The 25,424-nt window shown below is 45.5% G+C and carries 24 protein-coding genes; 4 read left to right on the plus strand and 20 right to left on the minus strand.

Features of this window, described 5'->3' with window-relative positions; translation table 11 throughout:
* Positions 1-3 precede the first annotated feature (3 nt).
* The 6 genes from ITG12_RS04880 to htpX form a co-directional block, all read right to left on the minus strand.
* Complete coding sequence (locus tag ITG12_RS04880) at positions 4-1,260, minus strand: cyclopropane-fatty-acyl-phospholipid synthase family protein (RefSeq protein WP_248873770.1); 1,257 nt, start codon at positions 1,258-1,260, stop codon at positions 4-6.
* The gene (locus tag ITG12_RS04885) at positions 1,254-2,072 is read right to left on the minus strand and encodes a DUF1365 family protein (protein WP_038867076.1); all 819 of its coding nucleotides are present in this window, start codon (positions 2,070-2,072) and stop codon (positions 1,254-1,256) included. Before ITG12_RS04885 ends, ITG12_RS04880 begins: the two co-directional genes overlap by 7 nt.
* Before the next feature lies 1 nt (position 2,073).
* Entirely contained in the window at positions 2,074-3,384 is a 1,311-nt protein-coding gene (locus tag ITG12_RS04890) for an NAD(P)/FAD-dependent oxidoreductase (RefSeq protein WP_248873772.1), read from the minus strand.
* Between the two features lie 12 nt (positions 3,385-3,396).
* Complete coding sequence (locus ITG12_RS04895; protein WP_042601855.1) at positions 3,397-4,122, minus strand: SDR family oxidoreductase; 726 nt, start codon at positions 4,120-4,122, stop codon at positions 3,397-3,399.
* Positions 4,119-4,538, minus strand: a complete 420-nt coding sequence (locus ITG12_RS04900; RefSeq protein WP_038867072.1) for a nuclear transport factor 2 family protein — start codon at positions 4,536-4,538, stop codon at positions 4,119-4,121. Before ITG12_RS04900 ends, ITG12_RS04895 begins: the two co-directional genes overlap by 4 nt.
* Before the next feature lie 222 nt (positions 4,539-4,760).
* Positions 4,761-5,630, minus strand: coding sequence for a protease HtpX (gene htpX, locus ITG12_RS04905; protein WP_038867070.1), 870 nt, complete (start codon positions 5,628-5,630; stop codon positions 4,761-4,763).
* Between the two features lie 389 nt (positions 5,631-6,019).
* Here htpX and ITG12_RS04910 point away from each other — a divergent pair, with 389 nt between their 5' ends.
* Entirely contained in the window at positions 6,020-6,187 is a 168-nt protein-coding gene (locus ITG12_RS04910) for a hypothetical protein (RefSeq protein ID WP_095759866.1), read from the plus strand.
* A 93-nt stretch (positions 6,188-6,280) separates the two neighbouring features.
* Here ITG12_RS04910 and bioD read toward each other — a convergent pair whose 3' ends face one another.
* From bioD to bioB, 4 genes are read right to left on the minus strand one after another with little or no spacing between them, the layout of a single operon-like run.
* A complete protein-coding gene (gene bioD, locus ITG12_RS04915) occupies positions 6,281-6,964 on the minus strand; it encodes a dethiobiotin synthase (protein ID WP_038867069.1) in 684 nt (227 codons plus the stop codon).
* Complete coding sequence (gene bioC, locus ITG12_RS04920; RefSeq protein ID WP_063345220.1) at positions 6,961-7,767, minus strand: malonyl-ACP O-methyltransferase BioC; 807 nt, start codon at positions 7,765-7,767, stop codon at positions 6,961-6,963. Before bioC ends, bioD begins: the two co-directional genes overlap by 4 nt.
* A complete protein-coding gene (gene bioF / locus ITG12_RS04925) occupies positions 7,767-8,918 on the minus strand; it encodes an 8-amino-7-oxononanoate synthase (protein ID WP_063345221.1) in 1,152 nt (383 codons plus the stop codon). The genes bioC and bioF overlap by 1 nt, the downstream gene beginning before the upstream one ends.
* Positions 8,905-9,957 (minus strand): biotin synthase BioB, encoded by a 1,053-nt coding sequence (gene bioB / locus ITG12_RS04930; RefSeq protein ID WP_038867063.1) that lies wholly within the window; start codon positions 9,955-9,957, stop codon positions 8,905-8,907. Before bioB ends, bioF begins: the two co-directional genes overlap by 14 nt.
* A 130-nt stretch (positions 9,958-10,087) precedes the next feature.
* On the opposite strand from bioB, the gene bioA reads away from it, so the two are divergent.
* On the plus strand, positions 10,088-11,365 hold the full coding sequence (gene bioA, locus ITG12_RS04935; RefSeq protein ID WP_248873774.1) for an adenosylmethionine--8-amino-7-oxononanoate transaminase: 1,278 nt from the start codon (positions 10,088-10,090) through the stop codon (positions 11,363-11,365).
* Positions 11,366-11,469: 104 nt separating this feature from the next.
* Here bioA and ITG12_RS04940 read toward each other — a convergent pair whose 3' ends face one another.
* From ITG12_RS04940 to lrp, 8 genes are all read right to left on the minus strand, one after another.
* Positions 11,470-11,736 carry a DksA/TraR family C4-type zinc finger protein gene (locus ITG12_RS04940; protein WP_005437185.1) on the minus strand — a complete coding sequence of 89 codons (267 nt, stop codon included), beginning with the start codon at positions 11,734-11,736 and terminating at the stop codon, positions 11,470-11,472.
* Positions 11,737-11,858: 122 nt separating this feature from the next.
* On the minus strand, positions 11,859-12,299 hold the full coding sequence (locus tag ITG12_RS04945) for a hypothetical protein (RefSeq protein WP_248873775.1): 441 nt from the start codon (positions 12,297-12,299) through the stop codon (positions 11,859-11,861).
* Positions 12,293-12,865, minus strand: coding sequence for an ATPase (locus ITG12_RS04950; RefSeq protein ID WP_248873776.1), 573 nt, complete (start codon positions 12,863-12,865; stop codon positions 12,293-12,295). Before ITG12_RS04950 ends, ITG12_RS04945 begins: the two co-directional genes overlap by 7 nt.
* A gap of 366 nt (positions 12,866-13,231) precedes the next feature.
* On the minus strand, positions 13,232-14,539 hold the full coding sequence (serS, locus tag ITG12_RS04955; protein WP_042605009.1) for a serine--tRNA ligase: 1,308 nt from the start codon (positions 14,537-14,539) through the stop codon (positions 13,232-13,234).
* 91 nt (positions 14,540-14,630) lie between these two features.
* Positions 14,631-15,920 (minus strand): replication-associated recombination protein A, encoded by a 1,290-nt coding sequence (locus ITG12_RS04960; protein WP_216611227.1) that lies wholly within the window; start codon positions 15,918-15,920, stop codon positions 14,631-14,633.
* A 66-nt stretch (positions 15,921-15,986) separates the two neighbouring features.
* Complete coding sequence (lolA, locus tag ITG12_RS04965; RefSeq protein WP_039975081.1) at positions 15,987-16,613, minus strand: outer membrane lipoprotein chaperone LolA; 627 nt, start codon at positions 16,611-16,613, stop codon at positions 15,987-15,989.
* A 74-nt stretch (positions 16,614-16,687) separates the two neighbouring features.
* Complete coding sequence (locus tag ITG12_RS04970) at positions 16,688-19,957, minus strand: DNA translocase FtsK 4TM domain-containing protein (protein ID WP_248873777.1); 3,270 nt, start codon at positions 19,955-19,957, stop codon at positions 16,688-16,690.
* A 151-nt stretch (positions 19,958-20,108) separates the two neighbouring features.
* The gene (gene lrp / locus ITG12_RS04975; RefSeq protein ID WP_009842652.1) at positions 20,109-20,603 is read right to left on the minus strand and encodes a leucine-responsive transcriptional regulator Lrp; all 495 of its coding nucleotides are present in this window, start codon (positions 20,601-20,603) and stop codon (positions 20,109-20,111) included.
* A gap of 156 nt (positions 20,604-20,759) precedes the next feature.
* Here lrp and ald point away from each other — a divergent pair, with 156 nt between their 5' ends.
* Complete coding sequence (ald, locus tag ITG12_RS04980) at positions 20,760-21,884, plus strand: alanine dehydrogenase (protein ID WP_038867050.1); 1,125 nt, start codon at positions 20,760-20,762, stop codon at positions 21,882-21,884.
* Between the two features lie 93 nt (positions 21,885-21,977).
* On the opposite strand, the gene ITG12_RS04985 is transcribed toward ald, so the two are convergent.
* Both ITG12_RS04985 and cysB read right to left on the minus strand, forming a co-directional pair.
* Positions 21,978-23,174 carry a methyltransferase gene (locus tag ITG12_RS04985; protein ID WP_248873778.1) on the minus strand — a complete coding sequence of 399 codons (1,197 nt, stop codon included), beginning with the start codon at positions 23,172-23,174 and terminating at the stop codon, positions 21,978-21,980.
* A 53-nt stretch (positions 23,175-23,227) separates the two neighbouring features.
* Positions 23,228-24,202, minus strand: coding sequence for an HTH-type transcriptional regulator CysB (cysB, locus tag ITG12_RS04990; RefSeq protein ID WP_038867045.1), 975 nt, complete (start codon positions 24,200-24,202; stop codon positions 23,228-23,230).
* 354 nt (positions 24,203-24,556) lie between these two features.
* Between cysB and ITG12_RS04995 the strand changes: the two genes are divergently transcribed.
* Positions 24,557-25,321: a hypothetical protein gene (locus tag ITG12_RS04995; RefSeq protein ID WP_038867041.1), complete on the plus strand. Its 765-nt coding sequence runs from the start codon at positions 24,557-24,559 to the stop codon at positions 25,319-25,321.
* Positions 25,322-25,424 lie beyond the last annotated feature (103 nt).

A 25,424-nucleotide genomic window follows, 5' to 3' on the forward strand; every position in this document is an offset into this window, starting at 1 on the left:
GGGTTACGGACGTTGAAAAGTCATATGCACAGCACTGATGGTTCGAGCTAAAAAGCCCCCTTCACAGTAGCTCAAGTAGTAGCGCCACATTCGTACAAATCGGTCATCGTAGCCAAAGCTTCTGACTTCATGCTCTGCTTGATTGAATCGGAAATGCCATTCATTAAGCGTTTTCGCATAATCTAGACCGATATCGAACAAATCTCGAGTCACCAAATCACTGTGCTTGGTTGTCGCTTGTGTTAGCGATGTTACCGAAGGTAGAAAGCCCCCAGGGAAAATGTACTTTTGAATAAAATCGACGTTGTTGCTGTAGTAATCGTAACGCTGGTCAGCAATAGTTATCGCTTGAATGGCCATCAAACCACCTGACTTCAGCAAAGATTCACATTTCTTAATGTACGACGGCAAGAACTGTTTACCGACCGCTTCGATCATTTCAATAGAAACCAGCTTATCGTACGTTCCGGTTAAGTTTCTATAATCTTCTTTCAGCAGCGTTACTTTGTCTGTTAAGCCACGCTCTTTGATTTTCTGCTCAGCGTAAGCATGTTGCTCTTCAGAGATGGTTGTCGTCGTAACTTTACAATCGTATTGCTCAGCCATGTAGATCGCCATAGCGCCCCACCCTGTGCCAATCTCGATAACATGATCGCTAGGTTTGAGTTCGAGCTGTTGGCACAAACGATCCATCTTATTGATTTGTGCCTGTTCCAATGAGCCGCTCTCTTGGTTATACAGTGCTGATGAATACAGCATGTTGGTGTCAAGAAACGCTTCATAGAGGTTATTACCCAAATCGTAATGTGCGTGTATATTCTTGCGCGAATTCTCTTGAGAGTTTCGGTTTGTCCAGTGACTAAATTTATACAATATCTTAGTCAACCAACTGCCTTGCTCTTCAAGTCTATCGAGGGCTCGCATGTTGAGCGCCATTAGCTTCATCAGTGCAGTCAAATCTGGGCTATCCCACCAGCCGTCCATGTAAGCTTCACCCGCTGCAATGCTCCCGCCTTGCAAAATGCGGGAGTAAAAACCAGGATGCTTCACCTCTATCGTTGCGACGACGAGCGAACCTTTGTAATCACCATTTGGTGTAGAAAATCTCTCACTGCGCTCAGTTGTTTCTGTCTTGAAGCTTTCAATCACAGTTAAGCAGCCGATTTCCATTTTCTGTAGACACTGAAAAAGAACCCCACGAGCCGCTTTTTGTGTCGTCGTCAATTCTCGCGGCATCGCCATAGAAGTCGTGTTTAACATGCAGAGTTCTCCTTATGCTTATTATTTTTCTCGTCTTCACTCACTTGCTCAGGTACAGCTGTGTCTGGTTGAGCATACTTAGGGTGTGAGTAAAAAGGCGCGCCTTTAATCCAGAGTTTTAGTGCGTGCCAATAAATGCCAACCATTACTTTTACCGTTTGAATCGGTGTAACGATCAAGCACTTAAGTAAGCTTTTACTCAAAAAAGGTTGCCCTTTCATCGCCATCGTCGCGTCAAAGTGTTTTTCGCCTTTGTGACACTCGAGATGGATATTAAGTTTGTCGGTCAACGGCTTTATCTTCCAATGGTAACGCTGGTCGATAGGGTTAAATGGCGAGACGTGAAATGCTTTGTCTTGTTCCCAACCAAAGTGTTCATCATCCTTATCCGCAGCAACCGCGTAATAATGGCATTCATTCCAAGGGGTATTGCTCACTTCTGCGAGAAGGTACTGCCATTCGCCTTTATCATCGTAAACGTAGTAAAAGTTCACAGGGCTAAAATAAAGACCGAGATAGCGCAAGTGGCAAACAGCAATAACTTTCCCCGAACAACGAACACCGGTTAATGTTTCAACTTTGTTTTGTACTGCTGATTTAATGCAACCTTCACCAATGTAATCGCTGCGCTTGAAACGAGCCCAGTGCCACCAACGTGAACCAAAGCCCCATACATTCTTCTCTAACTCGACAAGCTCATCGACATCAATCGCAGGCATGAACAGAGAGTAGTTCAGTTCATGCTTAACTGGGGTAAATCGGCGATGACGAACATTGCCAATAAATAGTCTGCTGTTCATCTCGCTCCCCATATCATGCCGCGCCTTTTTCAAAAGGAACCACATTTTGATCGCGGTACTTTTCTTCCAAGCCTTTCACTACGTCAAGTGCACTACGTACACCATCTTCATGGAATCCGTTGTACCAATAAGCGCCACAGAACCAAGAGCTTTGCTTTCCTTGTATCTCATCTTTGCGCTGCTGCGCTGCTATCGACTCCGTGGTAAACACAGGGTGATGATAAGTGAATGAGCGTAGAATCTTGTTTGGGTTGATTTGATTGCTACTGTTCAACGTTACGCAAAACGTATGCTCTGATTGAACGTGCTGAAGAATGTTCATGTTATAAGTCAGCGAAGGTAGACGTTGCTGCTCGCCGTCACTGCCATCCAACAAATAGTTCCATGCCGCCCACGCCGCTTTGCGTTTTGGCAACAAACTAGTGTCCGTGTGTAAAACCACTTCATTCGCTTGATAAGTCATATTGCCCAAAATATCTTGTTCTAGAGGCGAGATTTCATTGAGCATTTTCATCGCTTGATCACTGTGACAGGCGAAGATAACGTCATCAAACCAATACGTCTCGCCATGTACATGAACACCCACACCGTTGTCACTTCTAACGACTTTCTCAACCGGGCTATTGAGTCGAATTTTATCTGCAAAGCCTTTGGTCAGTGGTGGGATGTAAGCGCGCGAACCCCCTTTTATTACATACCATTGCGGTCGGTTCGTCACATCTAACAAACCGTGGTTTAAGAAGAAACGTAAGAAGAACATGAGTGGAAACGCACGCATGTCCGCTAACGTCGACGACCAAATCGCAGCACCCATCGGCAATATATAATTGTCAGAAAAGAAAGGACTGAATTTGTGCTCGTCAAGAAACTCGCCCAGCGTCTGTGAATCTGTTGATTGCTCATTGGCAAAACGTTTTGCCAGCTTGTTGAAGCGAAGAATTTCGAAAATGAAACGATAAAATTTGGGGTTTGCCCAGTTACGCTTTTGCGCAAACAGCGTTGAAACCGTATGGCCGTTATACTCTAACCCGTTGCTGTCATTTCGTACGCTGAAACTCATTTGTGTTGGTAACCCTTTCACACCTATCTCGTTCATCATTTGGATGAAATTAGGGTAAGTACGGTCGTTGTAAACGATAAACCCAGTATCAATAGCGTAGTCTTTGCCAGCAACGTTCACATCGACAGTGGCGGTGTGTCCACCAATGTAGTCGTTGGCCTCAAATAACGTCACGTCATGTTCTTTGTGTAAGTAGTAACCGCAAGTCAGGCCAGAAATACCCGTTCCAATAATCGCGACTTTTTTTCTTCCTACCGTGTTCATGCTTCTTCCTTCTTATGATACGAGTTTTGCGGTGAGCCGAGCTTGCCAGCTGTATGGAAGCAACGAGATAAAACGTAGTATTCCGGTAAATCTCGCTGGGAAATAAATATAGCTTTTGCCTGCATCCAATTGTTTTCTGATGGCTTCAGAAGCCTGATTGACCGAGATAATCATCGGCATATCAAACGTGTTTTTATCTGTTAAAGGGGTTTCTACAAAGCCAGGAAATACGGTTACGACTTTGATGCCTTTCGCTTTCAAATCTACTGCAAGTGTGCGTGCGAAATAACTGACAGCAGCTTTCGATGCTCCGTAGGCTTCAGCGCGAGGCAGCGCGATTTCAGAGGCAATAGAGCCGACGATCACGACACGGTGGCCACGTTCGAATTGCGACTGGCACGCTTCGACACAATTCGCGACACCAACGACATTAACGTTCATAACACGCGCCATAAGTTGTGCATCTACCGAACCGTCATCCATATATTCACAGTTACCCGCATTAAACATCCATGTCTCGGGGGTAAACGGCAACGCATTGAGTGCGGTCTGTGTTTGTTCATAGTCAGTTATATCAAATCGCAATGTAGCGATATTTTGAGATGAAGCTTCTAGCTCTGACAGAACCGCTTGATTCCGACCACAAGCGATCACCTTCCATCCAGCTAGGGCGTAATCGAGTGCGAGTTGTTTGCCGATACCCGACGTTGCTCCAGTTATCAAAACCGACTCTGTCATTGCCCTAACCTCTGCTTAATGGTTCTCACTACTGACCCTAGCAAAGGTAAGTTTTCATAAAGCATCTCACCCAAATCGAAATAGTCTCGGTGATAAATAACCTGTCCCTCGCAAAATTTAAGATGCGATACGCCGTTAACAAGGATCGGGGCGCCTTTCTGCAACTTTGGATGCTGAAGATCCATCGTCCATGTCAAGAACCCAGTTTCTCCAACTTGTTGGTGATCATGAATAACAAAGTCGCACCGTATTACATTGGAATATAGCGACTGAAAATAATCAGAAAGCGCAGGCCATCCCTCTAGGCGATGAGCAGCATCTTCAAACACCACATCCTGGTGGTATACCCCTTCAAGCAAGTGCAAATTCGCTTTGCTCAACTTCTGATATATGTTGCCAACTGACTGAATGTCCATTTCTATACTCCTACGCTACTTCAACAGTTGTACAAAATTATTATATGTACAAGATAGACCAAACAAGAAAAGTTGTACAAAAATATTTTTGTATAACTTTGTTTCTGTAAAGTGATACGTGATGAAGTACGGTAGCGATCAACAGACACAAAAAAAGGCTTGGTTAAAAAACCAAGCCTTTTCATAGGATTAACTATTTATCTGCTGAATAATTACGAACAGTTAGTATTGTTGGCTACGAAGTGCAGCAATGCGCTTGTCTAGCGGTGGGTGGCTCATAAGAAGCTCTGTGATAGATTGCTTACCATTGATACCAAACGCCATCATTGTGCCATCTAGTTGAGATTCATGGCTCATCTTCAAGCGCTCAAGCGCAGCAATCATCTTCTCTTTACCGACCAATTGAGCAGCACCCGCATCAGCGTGGAATTCACGGTGACGGCTGTACCACATGGTTAGGAAGCTTGCTAGGAAACCGAATACCAGTTCTAGCACCATTGAAATACCAAAGTACACCATCATGTTAGTGCCTTGGCCTTCTTCATCATCATTAGATGCCACGATGTTTGCGATAAAGCGAGACAGGAAGATAACGAATGTATTCACCACGCCTTGCATCAATGTCATGGTTACCATGTCACCATTAGCAATGTGACTCACTTCGTGTGCCAATACTGCTTCAGCTTCATCACGCGTCATGTTGTGTAACAGACCAGTAGAAACCGCAACCAGAGAGTCATCGCGCTTTGCGCCTGTCGCAAATGCGTTGATATCTGCAGCATCGTAAATTGCCACCGTTGGCATACCAATGCCCGCTTGTTGAGCTTGACGACCAACAGTTTCCAATAACCAATGCTCAGTCTCATTACGTGGGCTCTCGATGACCATACCGCCAACAGAACGTAGCGCCATGCCCTTCGACATCATTAATGAGATAAACGCACCACCAAAGCCGAACACTGCGGCCATGACAAGTAGACCAGACAGACTGCCTGGTTGCATTCCAGTTACAGCGTAAACAATATTCAGAACAACACTAAGAACCAGCACAACGGCTAGGTTAGTTGCTAGGAATAACATAATTCGCTTCATTACTTTTCTCCGAGGAAGCTTATCGTTTTTTAGAACAGGTTGTTTTTCAAGACACCTATTTTTAAAACGGATTATTATAAGAACACCTTGTTATAAGAAACAGAACGCTACAAAAGGCATTTCTGCTTGGTTTTGTGTTCCGTTGCGTTATAGATATAGTCTATCCGCGATAAAAACAAGGTTAAGCAATAAATTGCAACATTTGTTTTCGAGACTGAAATAATACACACCTTTTTACACTCTTAAATCAGTACTTTATCGTCGGTATAGACTTTGGTCTTATTGTGCGACTTTCTGTACATGCTAAATTCGGGTCAGATGAACGAAACGGAGCATGCTCTAAAGGACAATAAAGCAGCTCTAAACTTCCATGTCTTGAGGGAAAAATCATGGTAGAAACTAACGACTATCAAATGGCTATCGATTTACTTTGCTGTCACCTAGGTATCTCAGAGGATGAGGCAAAACAGCAACTGGGTATTTCAACAGAAGCTCAAATGGCAAAACGTGTTTCTGAAACACAGTCGGCTTTGATGGGTCTGAGCCAAGAAAAATAACCAGAATCGTTATTTGTTATTCAGACACAAAAATTTACATGAAAAAAGGGCTGCATGATGCAGCCCTTTTGATTTCTGATAAAAAGTCAGCAGCTAAACGTTCAGTAGCGGGTCCACGTTGATGTATTTGCCCAACTCTTTACGTTTTGCACTCGGGATATAAGGGATCTCACCGAGTTTTGGTGCATCTAGGCGTTCTTCAAGCATATCAATGATTTCTGCGTAGTGCTCAGTGCCCGGATTTACTCGGTTTGCTACCCAACCTACGAGATTCAAACCATCCGCTTTGATGATCTCAGCAGTGAGCAAAGCATGGCTCAAACAGCCCAATTTAATACCGACAACCAATACAACGGGTAACTGCTCTTGCTGTACCCAAGTCGACAAGCTATCTGTATCAGACACAGGAACACGCCAACCACCAGCCCCTTCCACAAGAACAATGTCTGATTGCTCTTTGTGTTGAGCCAATTTATCACTCAATACTTCGTACTTAATTTCTACATGTTCATGCTTTGCGGCGATGTGAGGAGAAGCAGGTAATTCCAAAGCGTATGGGTTTACATCATCGTACGCGATATCTAGCGTTGCCGCTTTTTGCAAATGCAACGCATCAGAATTACGCCAACCTTGCTCAGTTTTATCGCTTCCTGCTGCCACTGGTTTATAACCAATGGTATTTAGCCCTTTTGCCGCTAATGCTTGCAGAATGGCTTTAGACGCTACGGTTTTGCCTACATCAGTATCCGTACCAGCAATAAAAAAAGCATCAATCATAGATGTATTACTCCAAAACAAACCTGATAACTTGCAGGTAGAAGACCTTGATCATTTCTAAATGCTTGGTACGCGCCCTCAACTTGCAACAAAGTGCGACGGCTCGTTAGGCCATGTGAGCGCCCGCTTACGTGATTTGCACCAATGCCTTTGAGATCACGCATGACAGAAAACGCTGAATCGTACCAAACTGTGATGGGGGTCAAGTCTAGATGATGGTTGTGGCACCAAGATTGCGCTAACGCAATTTTTACCTGATTGTGGGTAATAAAGTTATTCACGTGTTGATATGCATCAATTTTTGACCACGATTCGCGCAACTCATACAGAGAGCCATCCATTAGTGTCGAAAAGCAGCCAGTGCCTCCCTTTTTTAACACACGACGAATTTCTCTAAGTGGGTAACTGAGATCCGCACACCACTGCAATGCCAAGCTGGAGAAAACATAATCAAAACTATCGTCCTCAAAAGGCAAATTTTCAGCATCAGCTAACTGGTACTGCATTTTCTGTGTACCACAACGCTGCTTCGCTTTATCTAACATAGCTTGTGAGATATCACCACAAACCACTTCGGCGCCACGTTGTTGGAGCAGTTGAGAGAAGTAGCCCGTACCACACCCCAAGTCTAAGACTCGTTTATTGGTTAAGTCGTCAGGCAGTTTTTGTAATAGTCTTTGTCCCACATCACGTTGAAACGCGGCATGCCGGTCGTAGGTATCTGCTGCTTTGCCAAAAGACGACGCTATCGCCTCTTTATCTTGAAGGAAACTGTCTAACGCAATGTGCTCTGCATTATCCATTACTGCGCTCCTAATGCTTGCTTCAGTGCCATTGAAAGCGTTTGTATTTGTTCTTTAGTGTGATTGGCCGTCAGTGTAATTCGGAGTCGTGAGGTCCCTTTTGGAACCGTTGGTGGGCGAATCGCGCTCACCCAAATACCGTTTTGACGACAAGCGCTTGCAACCTGTAAGGCCAGTTCCGATTCACCAATCATAAATGGCTTAATCGAAGTTTGCGTTTCGACAAAACCGTCGAGATCGTTGAGGCTATCTCGATAAACTTCGCTAAGTTCTATAAGCTTTTCACGTCGCCAAGACTGCTCTTGAACCATCGAGACTGCATGTGTCAGCGCGTAGGCTTGTGCCGGAGGCATTGCTGTGGAATACACATGGTGACGAGCAAACTGAGTTAAAAAGTCTCCCGTTGCGTGATCACATAGAATGGCAGCGCCAGACATTCCAAATGCCTTGCCGAAGGTAACGATCAATATATCGGGCTTAACCATCGCTAATTCACAAGAGCCACCACCAGATTCACCAAGAACACCAATGCCATGAGCGTCGTCTACGGCAAGCCATGCATCATGGTTTCCAGTGACTTCAACAATATTCGCAAGCGGTGCACAATCGCCGTCCATGCTGAATACTCCTTCGGTCACCACAAGGTTGTTACCTTCACCGCTTATAAGTGATGAAAGGTGCTCGATATCGTTATGCTTGAAGCGCTTCATTTTAGCCGGAGATAACGCTCCAGCCTCCATCAAAGACGCGTGGTTCAAACGGTCTTGAATCAACACATCTGATTTTTCTAGCAGAGTAAAAAGCAACGCTTGGTTCGCACTAAACCCAGAGCCAAACAGAATTGCTCTGTCGTAGCCCAACCATTCGGTCAGTGCTGCTTCTAAATTGCTGTGTGCTGCACTAAAGCCAGTTACCAATGGCGATGCTCCACTGCCACTGCCGTATACGCTTAAACCTTGCTGCCATGCACGAACGAGCGCTTGGTCGTTTGCCAAGCCCAAATAATCATTACTTGAGAAATTAATGTAGCGTCTGCCTTCGTGTTCCAAAACGGACTGGTTACCGGCAAACACCACATTCATAGAACGATTTAACCCTTGCGTTTTACGCTCAACAAGGGCGGATTCGATACGAGATTTAAACGCTGGCATCGTAGAAAAGATCGCCTTTAGTCGGACGTGCAGCAACGCGCTCTACGACGCGATCCAGCAACTCGTTTTCTTCGATTTCATCAGGTTTTTGAGACACCTCTTGGCTGTTGATGCCGAGCTTGTTAAACAGCATCATGTCCTTGTCTTCAGAAGGGTTTGGCGTGGTCAGAAGTTTGCAGCCATAGAAGACGGAGTTTGCACCAGCCATAAAGCACAGCGCTTGCATCTGCTCGTTCATATCTTCACGGCCAGCCGATAAACGAACCGCAGACATAGGCATCATAATGCGGGCAATTGCTATCAAACGAATAAAGTCAAAGGGCTCAACGTCATCCACTTCTTCCAGTGGTGTGCCCTTCACCTTCACGAGCATGTTGATTGGCACGCTTTCCGGATGTGTTGGTAAGTTAGCCAGTTCCACAAACAAACCTGCTCGGTCATTGGCACTTTCGCCCATGCCGATAATGCCACCAGAACAGATCTTCATTCCGGCATCACGTACGTGAGACAGGGTATCTAAACGGTCTTGGTAAGTACGTGTGGTAATGATGTTGCCGTAAAACTCAGGTGAGGTATCAAGGTTGTGGTTGTAGTAATCCAGACCAGCGGTTGCCAGTTGCTTAGCTTGATCTGGCGTTAACATTCCAAGCGTCATACACGTTTCTAGACCCATGCCCTTCACACCTTTGATCATGTCGGTCAAATGCGGCATGTCACGCTCTTTCGGGTTTTTCCATGCTGCGCCCATACAAAATCGGGTTGAGCCAGCATTTTTCGCTTTTTGTGCAGCATCGAGTACACGTTCAACTTCCATCAGACGCTCTTTTTCGATGTCTGTGGTGTAACGAGCACTCTGAGGACAGTACTTACAATCTTCTGGACAAGCACCTGTCTTAATCGACAGAAGCGTGCTTACTTGAACATGGTTGGTTTGTTGATATTGACGATGTACAAGCTGCGCTTCGAATAGGAGATCCATGAATGGTTTTTCCATGAGATCGCGCACTTCAGCATGCGTCCAGTTATGACGAACTTCCACGTGTATTCCTTTAGTCACTTTTGTTGTTGTGTTGACAGTCTACTGAGTCTCGATAAACTGTCAACACAACACAAAAGAACAAAGTTTACATCTGTTTATTTTTTAATCTTAATTATTATTGGAATCGCACATGGATCTCGCCTTCGACCGCCAGCATATCTGGCATCCTTACACTTCGACATTGACACCTCTGACCTGCTACCCAGTAGAATCCGCAAATGGTGTTCACATTAAATTGGAAGACGGTACAGAGCTTGTAGATGGCATGTCTTCTTGGTGGTCGACGATCCACGGCTACAACCACCCGCACTTAAATCAGGTCGCTCACCAGCAAATCGACCAGGTCTCCCACGTGATGTTTGGTGGGATTACCCACCAGCCAGCAATCAGTTTGTGTAAGAAGTTGCTATCCCTCGCACCAAGTAACCTTGAACATGTATTCCTTGCCGACTCAGGCTCTGTTGCTGTAGAAGTCAGCTTAAAAATGGCGCTGCAATATTGGCATGCGAAGGGCGAACGCAGACCAAAGTTTCTTACTTTGCGACACGGTTATCACGGCGACACTTTCGCGGCAATGTCGGTTACCGACCCAGATAACTCGATGCACTCCCTCTATAAAGGCTTTTTACCTGAGCATATCTTTGCGGAGTCACCAACTTGTGGTTTTTGGGATGAGTGGAAATCAGAAGATCTTGCTGACTTTGAGCACAAGATTGAAACGCATCATCAAGAACTCGCTGCGGTGATCCTAGAGCCTATCGTTCAAGGCGCAGGCGGTATGCGTATCTACCATCCAGAATTTCTCAAAGGCGTGCGTAGGCTTTGTGATAAACACGGTTTGTTATTGATTGCAGATGAAATCGCAACCGGATTTGGGCGCACCGGTAAACTGTTTGCTTGCGAACACGCAGATATTCAACCAGACATTTTGTGTGTTGGTAAAGCACTCACCGGCGGCTACATGACCCTCTCTGCGACTCTGGCGAGCAAACACGTTGCGGATACCGTTTGTGGTGGTGACGCTGGTTGTTTTATGCACGGTCCAACCTTTATGGGTAACCCACTCGCCTGTGCTGTTGCAACTGCAAGTTTGGAATTGATTGAACAAGGTAACTGGCAACAACAAACTCAACAAATAGAAACGCTGTTTTCTGAGTTACTACCAAACCTTGAAGAATACGAGTTGGTGAAGAACACTCGTTGGTTAGGTGCCATTGGTGTTGTAGAAACGCATCGCCCAGTGAATATGGAAACCATCCAGGCTCTCTTTGTTGAACACTGTGTTTGGATTCGCCCATTTGGCAAGCTGATTTATATGATGCCTCCATTTATCAGCAAGCCGGAAGATATTGAGAAATTAGTTAGCGCGATTGATGCGGCGCTTCAACATCAAGATTGCTTCGCTTGATACGTTCTCGACTAATACAAAGAACAAGTTCAGTGAATAAATGCTAAAACGGTTTGAGTATACAACTCAAACCGTTTTCTCTATTCACGTGATAAAAAGTAAAGTTAGCGCAGTTGGCTGTCTTTACTCGCTCGTCGATTAAATAATGCTTGGCGTTGAGACACCAATTCGATTGTTGACTGACATTCGATACACAAACGAACACCTTTCATCGCAAGACGACGCGCTTCCGGAATCTCATCACCACACTCATCGCAATAATGGGCGCTTTCACCCTTTGTGATACTGCCACGAACACGGGAAATCTCGTCGTCTATTGTGTTTTGAATTTGTTGGCTGACGCTATCGTCGTTTGCCCACCCTACGGCCATAAGCCCTCCTCGTTACTTGAATGAGAAAATCTACTTACCGTGGTAAGGTGGATGATTATATCGATTACAAATAACAAGATAATTAGGGTAAATTCGAAAACACTATTACACTTTGGTAATAATCATTCTGTAATCTCTTGGAAAAGCAATGCAAGGTGACTCATACTCCCTTCCTCGCATTCAAAATACTGCGTTTGCTCAGGCTCTCTCAAAGTAACACTGAGTATCTTCTCTACCTCATCAAACTCCTCGCTGAAGTACTCACTGACTAATATGACGTGCTCACCAATACTAAATTCCAGAGACTTCTCATCTACCAACGCTCGATGGTAATGTTCGACACGATAATCTTGAGGTTTTATCCGCTGTAAAACTGGGCTTTGATTGGCAATAGACTTATTAAAGATAAGCTCGCCTTTGCCTTGCTCTATCGAAATACTAAAGTTCATAGTTTGACTTACCGCGCATTCAAAGACTTTTCTATGCGAGGTGCTAGCAACAGCAAACGTGCTCATCATAGCAATACTTAAACCCCAAGTGACCGCCAATCGTTTCATTACCATTCTGCCAACACTGTAAATAGCGATTGTTCAGACATACGGGTTAATACATATCCGTGTGAAGATGAATACGAGCCACTGAGTACGCTATTCTCTTTCGTAATAACGATATCCTCGATGCCGTCAGCGTTGTAATCACCTTTTGCTACAATCGTAATGACTTGAAAACCATCGGTCGCGTCGAAGTACTCTGCTCTCAATTGACTGGCTACCTGAGTTCTTTGGATATGGTCTGCTTCATCCCACGTTGATAGTGTCTTTGCTTTCTCAGCGCTTTCGTTAGAAATAACAAAAGCAAGCGCACTTGGAGCTAAACTAGGAAAGCTATCATCTAACTTAAATTTCGATATATATGAGCGCTTAGAGGCAGCTAACTTTGCCATCTCACTCCATGTTTGACACTGAGTTAAATACGCTTTAAACGCGCCGTATTCATAAGCTTTAGCCGCAGTAAAGCCCGCAGAGTTTGCAGTAGCTAAGTCTTTGCAATTAGACACCGATTCCGTGTCACCAGCCGCACTTGCCAACTCAAGCTCGTATCCCCAGTCGAGTGAATTACGAAGCTGCATATTTTCTTTTGAAGGTTGCGCTATTTCGCGCGCAAAAAAGCGATCGGTTCGCTCACTATCTAAGTATTGAGGTTGAATAAGTTTACTTGCGATAACACTCTCACTAACGAGTAAGGTAAGCGCAAAAGTTACGAGAAATGAAAGATGATTTACTGGCATAACGTTTAACAATAAGGGCAAATGAAGCTATTACCTTGTCACGTTGAAAACCGCTTAGAAAAATATCATTTGTTACGCACTATCAGATTCTGGGCGAACTCATCATTAAACGGTGCATTAATATACAAAACAGTACGTTTTCACTCGACGCAGATAACAAAAAACCCAGCACTAAGGCTGGGTTTTGTTGTTCTAGTGGTTAATGAATTAACCGATGTGCGTTGCGCCCGCCATGTACTTCTGAAGTACTGTAGGGATTGCAATACGACCGTCTGCTTCTTGGTTGTTTTCTAGAATAGCAACCATGGTACGACCTACAGCTAGACCAGAACCGTTTAGCGTGTGCACAAGTTCAGGTTTCTTCTCGCCTTTACGACGGAAACGAGCTTGCATACGACGAGCTTGGAAGTCCCACATGTTAGAACATGAAGAGATTTCACGGTAAGTTTCTTGAGCAGGAACCCAAACTTCTAGGTCGTAAGTTTTACGAGCGCCGAAGCCCATGTCACCTGTACATAGAACCACTTTACGGTAAGGAAGCTCTAGAAGTTGTAGAACTTTCTCAGCGTGACCTGTTAGTTCTTCTAGCGCGTTCATTGAATCTTCTGGCTTAGTAATTTGTACTAGCTCAACTTTGTCGAACTGGTGCATACGAATCAAACCACGTGTATCACGACCGTAAGAACCGGCTTCTGAACGGAAACATGGCGTGTGAGCTGTCATCTTAAGTGGTAGATCCGCTTCATCAGAAATCGTGTCACGAACTAGGTTCGTTACAGGTACTTCTGCTGTCGGGATTAGAGACAGTTTACGTGGTTCTTCGTCGTTTACTTTTTCTACTAGCGGCTCAGTGTGGAAAAGGTCTTTACCAAACTTAGGAAGCTGACCAGTACCGAATAGGCTGTCAGAGTTAACTAGGTAAGGTACGTACATTTCAGTGTAGCCGTGCTCTTCTGTGTGAAGGTCCAACATGAACTGAGCGATCGCACGGTGTAGACGAGCAAATTGCCCTTTCATCACGATGAAACGTGCACCAGTGATCTTAACTGCACTTGCGAAATCAAGACCGCCACCCATTTCACCTAGGTCAACGTGATCTTTCAGATCGAAGTCGTAAGTCTTTGGCTCACCCCAACGAGAGATTTCAACGTTGTCGTTTTCATCTTTGCCATCTGGCACTTCGTCTGCTGGGATGTTTGGTACAGAAAGCGTGAATTCGTCTAGTTGAGCCATTACTTGCTCAAGTTCAACTTTCTTCGCATCAAGATCGCTACCTAGCGTACCGATTTGTTTCTTGATCTCTTCTGCGCCTTCTTTGTCGCCAGCCGCCATTTTTTGGCCGATTTGCTTGGAGATGGAGTTACGCGTGGATTGTAAATTTTCTACTTCTACTTGAATGGACTTACGTTGTTCTTCAAGTTTACGAATAGTATCTACGTCTAGCTTAAAGCCACGACGCGCCAGTTTAGCAGCTGTTTCATCCAGCTCTGTACGAAGTAATTTAGAATCCAGCATTGTTAATCCTATGCTTTTTGTTGTGAAATCACGCGCACTTTCCAAGCGTACGCGTTAAAAAAATTTACTGAACAAATGTATCCAAAAACGCCTACTTTTCATAGCGCTTTTGTGGGCTATTTGCGTCTAAAGTAGCCAAGTAATCTAACTTTTCGCCGATTTTGGTCTCTAGACCACGATTTGTCGGCTGATAGTACCTACGATCGCCCATTTCAGGTGGCAAATATTGCTCACCCGCAGCGTAAGCGCCAGGCTCATCGTGAGCATAACGATACTCTGCCCCATAACCCATGTCTTTCATCAAACTGGTTGGTGCATTTCTAAGGTGATGCGGCACTTCATATTCAGGTAAGTTATGAGCGTCTGTGAGCGCTTGTTTCCACGCCACGTATACCGCATTACTTTTGGGCGCACACGCTAAGTACACGATCGCCTGTGCAATCGCACGTTCACCTTCTGCTGGACCAACACGGGTAAAGCAATCCCAAGCAGACAGTGCCACTTGCATTGCGCGAGGGTCAGCGTTGCCTACATCTTCAGAAGCAATCGCCAACAAACGTCGAGCAATGTACAAAGGATCACAGCCAGCAGCAATCATACGCGCAGACCAATACAACGCAGCATCCGGGTTTGAGCCACGAATCGACTTGTGGACCGCAGATATTAAGTCGTACCAGATATCGCCTTTGTTATCGAAGCGAGAGACCTTCTCCCCTGCTACTTCCGCAAGCAACTTAAGCGTGATCTCTTTTTCACCTTGCGCATTGTCCTCTGCCATATCGTAAAGCAGCTCAAGATAATTGAGAGACATGCGAGCATCACCGTTTACCAATTCTGCTAGGCGGTCTAATACGTTATCAGCAAAGTGTGCGGGCGTATTTCCCAAGCCGCGCTCTTTGTCACTGATCGCTTGGTTCAGCGCCAGTGAGATTTCATCTTTGTCGAGAGACGTCAGCTTGTACACGCGAGCACGAGACAACAATGCGTTATTCAGCTCAAACGATGGGTTTTCTGTCGTCGCTCCAATAAAGGTAACCGTGCCATCTTCAATATGAGGCAAAAACGCGTCTTGTTGAGATTTGTTGAAGCGATGCACCTCATCCACGAATAGGATGGTACGACGGCCCGCCATTTTGTTCTCACGTGCTTTCTCGATAGCTGCACGAATCTCTTTTACGCCTGAGGTCACAGCTGATACACGCTCTACTTCTGCGTTGGCGTAGTTTGCCGCCACTTCCGCTAGCGTCGTCTTACCTGTGCCCGGAGGCCCCCACAGAATCATGGAGTGAATATGCCCAGCCTCTAACGCACGGCGTAGCGGCTTACCAGGACCTAAAATGTGCTGCTGACCGATGTACTGTTCAATCGTTTCCGGTCTCATACGTGCAGCAAGGGGACGAAAATCTTCGTCCCCCGAGAAATCTAATGTGTAATTGCTCACTACCTATTAATTCCTTTGGTCATCCACTTCCACACCATCTGGAATTGTGAATGTAAATCTGTCTGCTTTGGGTTTACCAAGCTTCACATTGTTGAACGTGAACAAGCCTTTTTGCCCATCTTGTTCCACTACATTGAAGCCTTTTACCACACCTTTGGCATCAATATTAATCTGGAATTGACCTTGTGTGGAGTCTACCGCCGTAGGAATGAGGGTGAATTCGTCACCTTTTTGCGAAATCTTGTAGTTATCCCAATCACTTGCACGATTACGAGTTAACAAAACAAATGGCGTTTGCTCTGTTGCTTGCTCTTGCCAGTAGATACTCACTTGCTCGATGAATGGGCTGTAGTACCACAACGTTTTACCGTCAGAGACAAGCAAGTTCTCATCCGGGAATGTGGTGCTCCAACGGAACAGACTTGGACGAGAAATTTCAACCGTTCCTTCCCCTTCCATGACGGTTTCACCTTCAGGACTGATGACCTGTTGAGAAAAATCCGCACTGAAGCCTTCGTTCATCGCTAGGCGTTTGCTTAGTTCATCTTTTGGAGACGCTGCATGTGCAGTTGAAAAGAGAGAGAAGCTTAAAACAAGCGCAGAGAATAGTTTCGCTGAAAATAGTTTTTTCATTCAGATACCTATCAGAGGGTCAAAGACCTAGAGTTGCTCACCTCAGTTGGACTGAGGTGAGTAAGACAAGTTCATTAATCTTTTGGTGGCGCAGGAGCAAGGACTTCGCGGTTTCCGTTATGGCCAGGCGCACTCACGATGCCTTGTGCTTCCAGTTGCTCTACGATACGCGCAGCTCGGTTGTAACCAATCTTGAATCGACGTTGAACGCCCGATACAGAACCGCGACGAGACTGAACGACGTGTTCCACAACTTGATCGAACAGAGGATCTACTTCTTCGTCAGATTCCATTTGTTCACCCGGTAGCAAAGCTTCAGGACCTTGGTCACCACTGATGATTTCATCAATGTAGTTTGGCTTACCGCGCGCTTTCCAGTTATTTACAACCGCGTGAACATCATCATCCGATGCAAAAGCACCGTGAACACGTGTCGTATGGCTAGAACCAGGCGGTAAGTAAAGCATATCACCCATACCAAGTAGCGACTCTGCGCCACCTTGGTCAAGAATGGTACGTGAGTCGGTCTTCGTCGATACCGTAAACGCAACACGAGTTGGGATGTTCGCTTTAATGAGACCAGTAATTACATCAACCGATGGACGCTGAGTCGCAAGGATTAAGTGAATACCTGCTGCACGAGCTTTCTGAGCAAGACGCGCAATCAGTTCTTCAACTTTCTTACCCACAACCATCATAAGGTCGGCAAATTCATCGACAACCACAACGATGTAAGGCAGTTTTTCTAGCAACGGCGGCTCAGTATCCATACTGTCGCCTTCTTGCCAGAATGGGTCGTGAATTGGGTGGCCAGCATCTGCTGCCATCTTCAACTTCTCGTTAAAGCCTTTCACGTTACGCACACCCAATGCAGACATCAGTTTATAACGACGTTCCATCTCGCCCACACACCAACGTAGTGCGTTAGACGCGTCTTTCATGTCTGTTACTACTTCAGAAAGAAGATGAGGAATACCTTCGTAGATTGAAAGCTCCAACATTTTCGGGTCGATCATGATGAAACGCAGATCTTCTGGAGACGCTTTGTAAAGCATACTCAAGATCATCACGTTCACACCCACAGATTTACCAGAACCGGTTGTACCTGCTACCAGTACGTGAGGCATTTTCGCGATATCTGCAATCACCGCTTCACCCGCGATATCTTGACCAAGAACAACGGTCGTTGGTGACGTTGCTTGTTCAAACTGAGGGCTACTGATTACATCAGATAGAAATACCGTCTGACGACTCATGTTAGGAAGCTCTAGACCGATGTATGGTTTACCCGGAATTACTTCAACAACACGCACGGCCATAGCAGAAAGTGCACGCGCTAAGTCCATTGATAGACCAGAGATTCGACTTACTTTCACACCCGGAGCCAAATCTAGCTCAAAACGAGTGATAACCGGACCTGGGTAAATCCCAACAACGTCCGCTTTGATTTTGTAGTCTGCAAGCTTGGTTTCAACCAAACGAGCCACTTGTTCTAGCGCATCACGATCAATAAAGTTTTCACGTTTCTCAGGGTGGTACAACAATTCAAGAGTAGGCAGTGGCTCTTCTGGTACTGGCAAGTTTTGATCTTGCTGTACCAAGAACGGGTTTTGCTTCGCCGCGACCTTCGCTTGAGCACTCGAGACCAGATTTTGGAACGCTGCTACGTCTTGATCACCTTCTTGAACATCTTCTACCTCAACTTCTTGAGGAGCAGGATCAAACGTTGCCGAAGGTGCCTGCGGTTGAGGTTGAACGGCAACTTGCGGTTGGACATTCTGAGTTGGTGCTACCGTTGGTTGCTGTGGTTCAGCGTGAACAGGTTGAGCTTGATGAACAGTTTGCGGTGCTACGAATTCATCTTCTTCATCCAATACATCAAAGTTAGAAATCGTTGGTTCGATGTGTTGGTTCGGCTCTGTCTGTTCAGTGATGTTATCAAGAGAAGCCGAATCAATCATTGGCTCATCTTGCTGATGTACGGTGTCTTGAGCAACATAAGACTGCTGAATTTGCTCCGCTTCGAACTGCTCGTATTCAGAGTACATTGATTCATGCTCAACAGGCTCAGAAACAAACGGTTCACTTTGAGCGGTCTGATCAGGTTGCACATACGGTTCTGCCTGAACGTCAATTTGAGGTTGAACTGGCGCTTGGTATGAAGCTTGTTCTGATTGCGCAGCATAAGCAGGCTGAACAGGTGTCGGCTCAATAGGTTGCTGTATCGGCGCTGCGACATTTTCTTGTGCAACTGGCACTGGTTGAACTTCATCCGCCCAGTCATCCGCTTGTTGTGCCGCGGCTTCTAACTCTTCAATCGTGACATTAAGTTGCTTAGTGCGTTCAACCGTTGGGTCCACGTTGTCAGTGTTTACTGCTTGAACGGGCTCAACAGGCTGTGCTTGAACAGGTGCCGCTTGAGCAGCAGTTTGAGCAATAGAGGCAGGGATAACAACTGACTGCGGAGCAGGCTCGGCCGGTTTCGGTGAAACAGACTGAGGTGTAGCTTGTTCTGCCGCCGCGGATTGAGGCATGTAGATTGGGTACTCATGCACAGGGACCGACTCTTTTGGTTCATCCACTTCGTACGTGGTTAAGTGCGGTAGCGGCTCATCTTCCAGATCGTCACCACGACGTTTCGTCATAACACGATCGTCAACAAACTCATCCAATTGTGGTTCTAGTGTTTCTTGCTCTGAGCCACGTGCCTTATTAGTGACTGCAGCAATCAGACCCAAAGCGCGATCGCCAAGCCACTCGACAATTTTTAACCAAGAGATACCACTAAATAGCGTAAAGCCTGCGCCCCACAAGAACAGTAATACCAAGGTTGTGCCAAGCACATTCAACGTTGGTAACGCGAGACTCGTCAGCACATCACCAACAACACCACCAGAAGAGAAATACCAAATGTCGTCAAAGTTAATGTCTGCAAGACCACAGCTGGTAAGAATAAGGATAACTAAACCTAATAGACGGGTTCCCCACAGCATTAGGTCAATTGGATCGTCCTCTGAGCGTTTACGACAGATCACCCATGCTCCTGCAGTAAGCAAGAATGGCAGTGGGTACGCGAGGGAACCAAATGTGAAAAATAGCGTGTCGGCAAGCCAAGCGCCGAACAAACCACCAGCGTTATCGATCTCTCCGCCCCAAGCAGTTTGGGACCAAGACGGATCGGCTGGGCTAAACGTAAATAGTGCAACGGCCAACAATACCGAACTAAGAACGCCAACGATAAAGCAGCACTCTTTTAAGCGTTGGAAGCCATTAAGACGCGAAGACTGAGGCTCTTCACTGGTTTTGATGATGGTTTCGACTTTCTTTGCGTTCTCTTTGAACATAAATCAACTTGAATATGGAAATGAATTAGGAATAAGCAAAACATTCCGAGCGGCAAAAGCCGCTCGGTAAATTGATTTAACCATATCAAAGAGAAAAACCCAATTACTCTATCGAGAAAGCGGAAGCATTTACCGCTTTCTTTGCAAGAATTTAACGAGTTTTAATCACAAGCTGGTTACTTTGCTTCACTTCTTCCATAACTACGTAGGTGCGAGTGTCATTTACGCCTGGTAGACGTAGTAACGTATCGCCAAGTAGTCGACGGTAAGCACCCATATCAGATACACGGGTTTTTAGAAGATAGTCGAAATCACCTGATACTAGATGACACTCTTGAATGTCGTCTAGCTTTTGAACAGCTGCGTTAAACTGTTCGAATACATCTGGCGCACCACGGTTAAGCGTAATTTCTACGAATACCAATAGTGATGCATCTAGGAACTGCGGGTTTAATAGCGCAGTGTAACCTGTGATGTAACCTTGACGCTCTAAGCGACGCACACGCTCCAAACACGGCGTTGGAGAAAGTCCTACACGTTTTGAAAGTTCAACGTTCGAAATACGACCGTCTTTCTGCAGTTCATTAAGAATGTTGCGGTCGATACGGTCTAGTTCCTTGGACGGCTTCTTATAGTTCTCTGCCATTTTTTATTCCACCTTATTACTTCCTTGCAAAAAAATATACTACAACTTTTTAATATTTGGTGCCAAATATTACAAATCAACATCTATACTAGATATTAATTCGACAATAACACCCTACAAACAGTTAATACAACCATTTTAGAAAGAGGACACAGGATGATCATTGGCGTACCTAAGGAAATCAAAAACCACGAATACCGTGTGGGAATGATCCCAGCTAGCGTGAGAGAACTTATCTCACATGGTCACCAAGTTTTAGTTGAGACCAATGCAGGTGCCGGCATTGGTTTTTCAGACGATGATTACATCGCTGTAGGCGCATCCATTCTTCCTACTGCTGCAGACGTCTTTGCGAAAGCAGACATGATTGTAAAAGTAAAAGAACCACAAGCCGTCGAGAGAGCAATGCTCCGCGAAGGGCAGATTTTATTTACTTATTTACACCTAGCACCAGATTTTCCACAAACTGATGAGCTAATCAAGAGCAAAGCTGTCTGTATAGCGTATGAGACTGTAACAGATAATATGGGTCGTTTGCCACTGTTAGCACCAATGTCAGAAGTAGCAGGTCGGATGTCTATCCAAGCTGGTGCACAAACGCTGGAAAAATCACACGGTGGCCGTGGTTTACTACTAGGTGGTGTACCTGGTGTTGAGCCTGCGAAAGTCGTTGTTGTTGGCGGTGGTGTCGTTGGTGCGAACGCAGCTCGTATGGCTGTTGGTCTTCGTGCTGACGTAACAATCCTAGACCGCAACGTAGATACACTGCGTAAACTAGACGAAGAATTCCAAGGCCGCGCGAAAGTGGTTTATTCTACAGAAGACGCGATTGAGAAGCATGTTCTAGAAGCTGACCTAGTGATTGGTGCAGTTCTAATCCCTGGTGCTGCCGCTCCTAAACTAGTAACAAAAGAGCACATCGCTAAGATGAAGCCAGGCGCAGCGGTCGTTGACGTAGCAATCGACCAAGGTGGCTGTTTTGAAACTTCTCACGCAACGACACACGCAGAGCCAACTTACATCGTTGACGAAGTTGTTCACTACTGTGTGGCTAACATGCCGGGTGCCGTTGCTCGCACATCAACATTTGCACTGAACAACGCAACACTGCCTTACATCGTAAAACTCGCGAATAAAGGCTACCGTGAAGCGCTTCTAGCAGATAACGGTTTCCTAGAAGGCTTGAACGTTATCCACGGTAAAGTGACTTGTAAAGAGGTTGCTGAGAGCTTTGACCTAGAATACGTTGAACCAGCGCAAGCTATCGCAATGTTCAACTAATGACAAAATAACGCACAAATTGTCACGTTTTGTTTACAAAAGCCCACTGAGAAGTGGGCTTTTTTGTATAGAGCATTTAATTATAAAAAAGATCTAAAACTTATAAGCGCAAATTAAAATGTTTCGAGGTGTAACTGATTTAGCGCAAAATTCTGCCAATCTAACACGGTAACCACGTTCTTCAAGATAAAGTGCTTTATCTAAAGCAAGCCAAATCTCCAATGGTCGTTGAAATACCAACTGAACCAAACTCAAACGCTCCATCTGCCAAAAACGCTGCTCAGCCAAATATTCGAACTTCGAGAAGTCAATATCTTGAGTCAACTCGATATCCTTTCGCTCTGCGGCCCAATGGCACAAAGATTCAAAACCATCACTTAATTGCGACTTACGAATACTCGGCACTCGTTGATATTCGGTCAACCCTAACGCTTGTCGCGTGATCAAATCAAACCCTAAGCGAAACACCATTTCTTGCTGACGATGACGGCGTACACGCTCACCTCCAGTCACAGTCTGTTGTAAAGGAATACGAAGCTCTTGCTTGGACAAAGAAAGAGAAGAAGCTCTGCCCTGCTCCGACATTGGCTGATATTGCTCAGACTGAATCAAATGGTAACAGCAAGGCGAGATTGTCATCGCGGCGATGCCGTTTTCGCTGCCGTACTGCATTAATCGAACATGGAGATCACCACATGCGTGTAACGCCACCGCATGTTGTGTCGGCTTGAACACGGCTTTTGCCGCAGAATCAAACGCGTCACCTTGAATAAACGTCATGTTCCAGTGATGTTCATTCGCCGCTTGTTGCCCTGAATCACACAGCGCTTGTTGGAATTCGAAGCTCGTCACTGGCTGGTTCGTTTGTGTGGTAAGAATTCGCCCTAAATAGCCTTTTCCTGAACACCACTCTAACCATTCTTTGCCGTGATGATGTTGAATAGCCGCTTCGCCCATCGAACTTATTTGCTCCAACTTGCGGCCAGGAATACCACTGTCTAAACCGCGAGCAAGCTCCAATCCATTTAATGAAAGGGTTTCTAAGCGAGTAAGAGCGGCGAGCGGTTCAAGATCAGGTAAACAAGTTCCGATCGCTTTAAATAAAAGCTCAGGTTCTGATTTGTATTCTTCGATCTGAGAAGGAGTAAGAGACGCTAACCATTGACACAGCTGAGGGTGTTGCTCTTGCCAAGGTAATGATGCGTGAATGCTGCTTTTAAAGGGCTCAAATCGCCACAACGATTGATTCTCGATTAAGCAGTCATTAATAAATTGAAATTGCGTTTTCATAGCTCCCCCTACAACGAGCGCATTGTAGAGGGAATCGAAACTTGAATGAAGTGTTATCTGACCGGAAGCTCGATGTCTTTAAACATCTCTTCGATTTCCGTATTGGATTTAAGCGAGATCGCCTGTTCCACAACCGGACGAGTCAAGTGCGGCGCAAAGCGCTCCATAAAGTCGAACATGTAAGAGCGTAAGAACGTACCGCGACGGAAGCCAATGCTGGTCGTACTCGCACCAAACAAGTGGCTCGCATCAATCGCCACCAAATCGCCATCTTGGTCGTGATCGACTGCCATGCTCGCAATCACACCAACACCAACCCCCATACGAACGTAAGTCTTAATGACATCTGCGTCCGTAGCGGTAAATACTACTCGTGGTGTTAGACCTTCTCGGTTGAATGCGGTATCAAGCTCCGAGCGACCCGTAAAGCCAAACACGTAAGTCACCAGCGGATACGCCGCCAAATCGTGGATCGTTACTTTATCTTTCTTCGCTAGTGGGTGGTCTTTTGGTACCACGATAGAGCGATTCCAGTGGTAACAAGGCAGCATGATCGCATCTTGATAAAGGTGAAGCGCTTCCGTTGCAATCGCAAAATTCGCCGTGCCTTTCGCGATAGCCTCAGACATTTGGGATGGTGTGCCTTGGTGCATGTGAAGTGACACTTTCGGGTAACGCGCTGTAAAGCCTTTAATCACATCAGGCAACGCATAACGTGCTTGGGTATGTGTAGTAGAAATGTTCAGCGTACCCATTTCAGGGTGGGTGTGCTCCCCTGCGACCGCTTTAATGCTTTCAACGCGAGCGAGGATCTCTTGAGAAATTCGCACGATTTCTTCACCAGCGGGTGTCACCTGCGTTAAGTGTTTACCACTTCGTTCGAAGATCTGAATACCCAATTCATCTTCCAGCAAACGTACCTGTTTACTGATACCCGGTTGGGATGTGTATAGGCTCTCTGCCGTCGCAGAAACATTCAGATTATGGTTCACAACCTCAACAATGTACTTCAGTTGTTGCAGCTTCATCGTAATCCCTTACTCATTTATCGAGATAATAACGTCATACCCATCGTGGCCGCCCTCCCGAGCATATGAATGCACACGATATAATGTTTAGTTATAACGTGTTAGCAACTAAATGAACAGTAATTTCTAACTTATACCCGAAGCTCATAGCAAGGTCGTTCAACGCTGCCAATATGCAAAGGGTTGAATCATTAAAAATAGGTTTTTTCAGGAGCTCACCGCATTCCCTGCTGATTTCCACAGGAAAACGTGTTTGGAGCAAAATAATCAGATAAATAGGGTGCCGAGAAAGATAAGATTCATGTATTCTTGAACGCTGGACACAGAAAAGTAACAAGTAGTAGAAGCAAAGATATGAATTTGACTTTAATAATCGCTTTGGTTGCCATCCTACTGGTATTGATCCTTGGCTATAACATCATGTTGCAGTACAAGGTAAAAGTAGAGACCGCGAAAAGACAGGAGTCTGCTCGCTATGTGGCGCTGATTGACGGTACTGAAGAGCTCATCGGGCACGCTCATCATATTCCTTTCAGCAAGGACTTACTGCTGTGTCTTAACAACCGTATTCTCGATGCGCTCGAAAGCATGCGCGACCTTGATCCAAAGAACAAGCAGCTCGTTCAGCGCATCGAAAACATGAAGCAGCAAATTTCTCAATTGAATGAGAGCAGCGCAAACGGCGAAAGCACCACATTCAAGATGCCGAGCAGCGATAAACAAGCCATTGTCATGTTAAAGCTCGTCAAACGCCTTCGTGATGCAGTTCGTAATGAGCACAACAAAGGCCGTTTAGATACGCAAACTTACGTAACAGAGAACGCGCGTCTGGAAACTATGCAGATTCGTATTAACATCGAAAACGTTATCAAGCGAGCGAACGATTCTATTGCTCGTGGCCAACCTGGCACCGCATTGCAACTGCTTCGTAAAGGCATTGATGCCCTAAGTACAAAGAACGATGCGTACTCGATTCAAGCAAAACAAAAGCTGGAAGAAATGCTTGGTGACCTAGACAAGAAACGCCAAGACAAGAATGAAGCAGAAATGCAGCAGCTTGCCGATAAAGAACGCGACAGTGATATGGATGCGCTCTTCGGCGAAAAGAAAAAGTGGTAAACTCTCCACAAGCTTTTCGCACTGCTCGATTAAAGGCTGCGTTTGCGGCCTTTTTTGTATCTTGTATTTGCTCAAGATGCCGATGGTTACACCAAAACAGAAT

This window comes from Vibrio sp. ED002 (genome assembly GCF_023277445.1).
Lineage (GTDB): Bacteria > Pseudomonadota > Gammaproteobacteria > Enterobacterales > Vibrionaceae > Vibrio > Vibrio jasicida.